A 4,411-nucleotide genomic window follows, 5' to 3' on the forward strand; every position below is an offset into this window, starting at 1 on the left:
ATAAAATGATAATACAATAACATGCCTCGGGATCCATTAAACTGCGGGGTAAAATAAATTAAAGCAGCACATACGACTGATAAATCAACTTAAACACCTGCGGCGTAAGCTCGTCAATGGTTTTATCATTAATGTTATTGGCCATACTTATTTGCAAACAAGCATGATTCGCGGGTTAAGGGATCTCCCACCGCAGACACCATTTATGCTTTTAACATTCTCTCACTCAAAAGAAAAACTTCCGGATCCATAAAACAAAAAACACATAAAACTCATTTTATAGAATATTGTAGCATAGAAGTATAAACTCCATGTACCGGCTTCGGCCGCTAAAACCAATCCTATTGAAAAAAATCTTTACGCTTAATCTGTTTCGCATCATTGCCCTGGCGGTTTGGGCTATTGGTGCAGGCATATCGGTAAATCTTACCCTGTATGCGGGTTCTGCCAACAAATCCATGCTGCTGGTTGGTCTTTTTTTGGTTTGGGTGCTGTCCCCGTTCGTAGTGATATTAGTAGCCCATGCCCGTTACAGGCTTGGGCCCGCAACGGTTAGGATCGCCATCTATTGCCTGATGCTGGTTATTACAGTTGTTTCGCTGCTGGGTTATAGCGGTCGGTTAAGTCCGACGGGCGCCAGGCCGGCTGCGGTATTTCTTATTGTTCCGTTGTTACTGTGGGTGTTGATGGGCATTGTAATCCCGGTGGTGTTATTCCGGTCGCGAAGGAAAATTAAGGGGTGATTTTACCCGCCATCATAACAATAAATACGACTGATAAATAAACTTAAACAGCTGCGGAGTAAGCTCATCAGTGGTTTTTATCCTGATGTTACTGGCATACTTACCGGCATATAGGGTGCTGTTGATGATGGGATGGCCGTTTTGTGCGGTCAGGGAGTAAAACTTTAAATCGAGCACCTTTTGCATGGGGCGGATCACGAGGAAGGTTTTGCGGTGAACAAATACAATGCAATTTGGCGTGGTACTTACAATGACGTCCTTCCAGTCGGCTACCTCAGCCAGCAGCTTGTCAAATACCAATACCAGTTCATTCGGTTTGCCTTTAAAAAGACTGTCTATGCTCACCCTTGCACAATAATGCGTTTGGTTTTCTTTTAATAATTCTCTTTCGCAATTCGGGCAAACCCAGCTCATGTGGTTATAATGTGCATTTATTTATGTTGAAAGCATACAAAATTGCTGTTTTCGATTGGTATTTATTAAGATCGCCAACGGCAAACGCCTAAAAAATGGCCTGCGTGCCGCGTTCCCCTCTTGAGAGGGGCGGGGGTGTGTATCGCTGAGTGGAGGGATGATACAGAGGCGGTTACTTCAACACCCCCGCCTTTACCGATTCATTCCCCTGTAAATCAACCGACCGCACCGCTATTTTTTTGTTAACGCGAATTTTTGCCGGAATATACCAGTATGTAAGCGGTGTAAAACCGATGCGGTGTCCGTTCAGGTAAATGTTGTATCCCAAAAGCAGGATTTTGCTTTTCGGTGTATGCCACCTTAAAACCGCCGCCGTGCCTTTATTATAACTGATGCCAAATGGTGCGGGTGGCATTGCAGTGTTTGGGTGCAAAGCATTGGTGCAATTCATCAGCGCCCTGAAATTATGATAGGTCCCTTTCCAGATCTGCCCCTTCAGCGCCAATTTATAGTCGGGTTGTTTATCCAGCCCGCCCTGGTACCAGTCGCCATGTTCGTGGTCGATTAAATAGGTTTGAATGTACTGCCATTCTTTGATAAACTTATCTTCATATCGAAGCGGATCATGAGGATATTTATCAGCCATCAGCAACAGCGCATTTAAACCTTCGGCCTGTGCCCACCAGTTTTTAGTGTCGGCAATAATGGTGACGCCGGGTTTATCTTTAAAATAATAACCTTCATCGTAAACGCCGCCAACTTTATCGTCCCAGCCATTTTGCAAAGCATCATCTACCATTTTTTTGGCGACGCGGTTGGTTAAAGTATCGTTCCGGATGCCTAAAACATGCGAAGTCTCCAGCATCAGCCAGGCCGTTTCAATATTATGCCCGAAAGATACATGGTCAAGCCCTTTATGCTTCATCATCACTGCATAGGTCGAGTCGTGGTAGCTAACCGGCGTCCAGTCAGGTTGAAAAAACAGCGTCAGGTCGCCGCGCTGATCGGTGATCACATCCCTCACCAGGTGCAGCATTTCCTGTAAACGGTCTCTTAACAGGCTGTCGGGCCAAACGCTGTACAGCTCGGTAAACGATTCCAATAGGTGGATGGAGGTATTCTGATCTTTATAGCCGGTTTCGGCCATGGTGGGTGTTGTCGCTGTTCTTTTGATCGGCGTACCATCCAGCTCCATGTGCTGGTAATAGCCTTTAAAAACCGGGTCGTGGCTATGCGCCTCCAGCCAGTGGAATTCTTTAATAGCTAAATTAAGAGCGATGGTATCGCCCGTACTTTGATAATAGGCCGCCAGCGCATAAATAGCGAATGAATTGCCATAAGCTTCCTTAGGTGCAAAACCGCCTTGTTTCGGGTTGCCTTGCCTGTCGGTGTAGGTATAAAAGCCGCCGTATTGTTTATCCCACATTTTATCGCGCAAAAAACGATAGCCAACTGCCGCGCCTTTTTTATACCAGGGGATTGATGGAAACAGTTCCGCCGCTTTGGCATTGCTCCAAACATGCCTGGCCTGGGTAACAACCATTTTATCCTGGTTGCCCTGGGGCTTAAAATCATAAGTAAAAGTGCTCAGGAAGCCGCCGTCAACGGTATCTATGGCTGCGGGGTACCATGGCTTTAGCAATTCATCCACCATGGATCTTTTCATCTCGCGGTAAATCTTCGAACGCTCATTTTTAGTGTTGTTTTTGGTTTGAGGGAATGCCGGTTCAATAAAAAACAGGGTAATACCAAAAAGGAGTACAAAAATTTTCATCAGGATATTAATTATCAGGTTAGCCGATTGGGTAAAGCAAATTTATAATAATCGCCCGCATAAGTCAGCTAACAAGGTACAACTTTACTACATCACCCGGTCGTTGGCTTTATCATCCAGATAATAAACATTAATCTTGTGTAATTATAAAACCAATCATGCCGAATTTTAAACTCATCCCTTGTCTTTGTTTCCTAATATTATTGTTTTCAGGGAAATTTACCGCACATGCGCAGGCTAAAAAACCAGCCGGAGCTATGAAACTGAACGATTTGGAATACCTGGAATACCAGAGTGTAAACGTGATGCTTGCCCATGATTTTTACCCGGAAGGCCACCAGGGCGGCGTCGGCATCATTCAAAACGGCATGCGGGTTGCCACCAACGGCGATATCAGGCTGGAACCTACACCCGGCCAATGGCAACCCATCCCAAAAGTGGGCAAACAGATGGTTAACCGCCAAAAACAACAGATCAGCGTGCATATGCATTTTCCTGATTCATCTATCAACCGCAAAGGATTTAACCCTATCATTTATCCAGACTTGAAATTCGCTTATACCACCCGGGTTGAGCCAGCCGGCAAAGGCTTCCGGATCATCGTTGATCTTGACGCGCCGCTGCCTGATAGCTGGATAGGTAAAGTTGGGTTTAATATGGAACTATACCCCGGCATTTTGTTTGGTAAGAGTTATTATGCTGATGACCAGTTCGGCATTTTTCCGCAGCAACCTAACGACCAGATGTATGCTGACGAAGAGGGCGAATTACAGATAACGCCAATGGCATCAGGCAAAAAACTAACTGTGGCACCTGAATCCGAAAGCCAGCGCATGATCATCGAAAATGAGGGTCCCGGCAAACTGCAATTGCTGGATGGCCGCGGTAAACACAATAATGGCTGGTTCGTGGTGCGTTCCCTCATCGCGAAAGGCGCCACCAAAAATGCTGTCGTATGGCTGGTCACCCCGCACGCTATCGAAGGCTGGCGCGCTCAGCCGGTCGTACAGGTGTCGCAGATCGGCTATCATCCTAATCAGGCCAAAATCGCAGTAATTGAACTGGATAAAAATGACCATAGGAAATTGCAGCCCGAATTATTAAGGATAGCTGAAAACGGCGGATTAACTCCCGTTTTAAAAGCCGATGCCGAAGTTTGGGGTAATTTTTTGCGCTACCATTACCTGCGTTTCGATTTCTCAAAAATAAAAATACCGGGGATGTATAAAGTGCGGTATGGTGAGGTGGAAACCAACCCCTTCCAGATCAGCAGCACGGTGTACGACCACAATGTTTGGCAACCTACCCTCGAATATTTTTTGCCCGTACAGATGTGCCACATGCGGGTGAACGATAAATACCGGGTTTGGCATGGCCTGTGCCACATGGACGACGCCCGCATGGCGCCAACTGATTCTAACCATTTTGACGGCTATATCCAGGGCCATTCCACCCTTAACAAATTTAAACCGGGTGAAAC

The 4,411-nt window shown here is 46.0% G+C and carries 4 protein-coding genes; 2 read left to right on the plus strand and 2 right to left on the minus strand.

Annotation, left to right across the window (positions count from 1 at the left end; translation table 11 throughout):
• Positions 1-344 precede the first annotated feature (344 nt).
• Entirely contained in the window at positions 345-743 is a 399-nt protein-coding gene (locus QZY09_RS00115; RefSeq protein ID WP_295666458.1) for a hypothetical protein, read from the plus strand.
• 12 nt (positions 744-755) lie between these two features.
• Here the strand turns inward: QZY09_RS00115 and QZY09_RS00120 are convergent, their stop codons facing one another.
• Positions 756-1,157 carry a DUF5655 domain-containing protein gene (locus QZY09_RS00120; RefSeq protein WP_295666461.1) on the minus strand — a complete coding sequence of 134 codons (402 nt, stop codon included), beginning with the start codon at positions 1,155-1,157 and terminating at the stop codon, positions 756-758.
• Between the two features lie 172 nt (positions 1,158-1,329).
• Positions 1,330-2,931 (minus strand): AGE family epimerase/isomerase, encoded by a 1,602-nt coding sequence (locus QZY09_RS00125; RefSeq protein ID WP_295666464.1) that lies wholly within the window; start codon positions 2,929-2,931, stop codon positions 1,330-1,332.
• 158 nt (positions 2,932-3,089) lie between these two features.
• Here QZY09_RS00125 and QZY09_RS00130 point away from each other — a divergent pair.
• A partial coding sequence (locus tag QZY09_RS00130) for a cellulase N-terminal Ig-like domain-containing protein (RefSeq protein WP_295666467.1) occupies positions 3,090-4,411 on the plus strand: 1,322 nt, incomplete at its 3' end.

Source organism: uncultured Mucilaginibacter sp., from assembly GCF_903913935.1.
Classification (GTDB): domain Bacteria; phylum Bacteroidota; class Bacteroidia; order Sphingobacteriales; family Sphingobacteriaceae; genus Mucilaginibacter.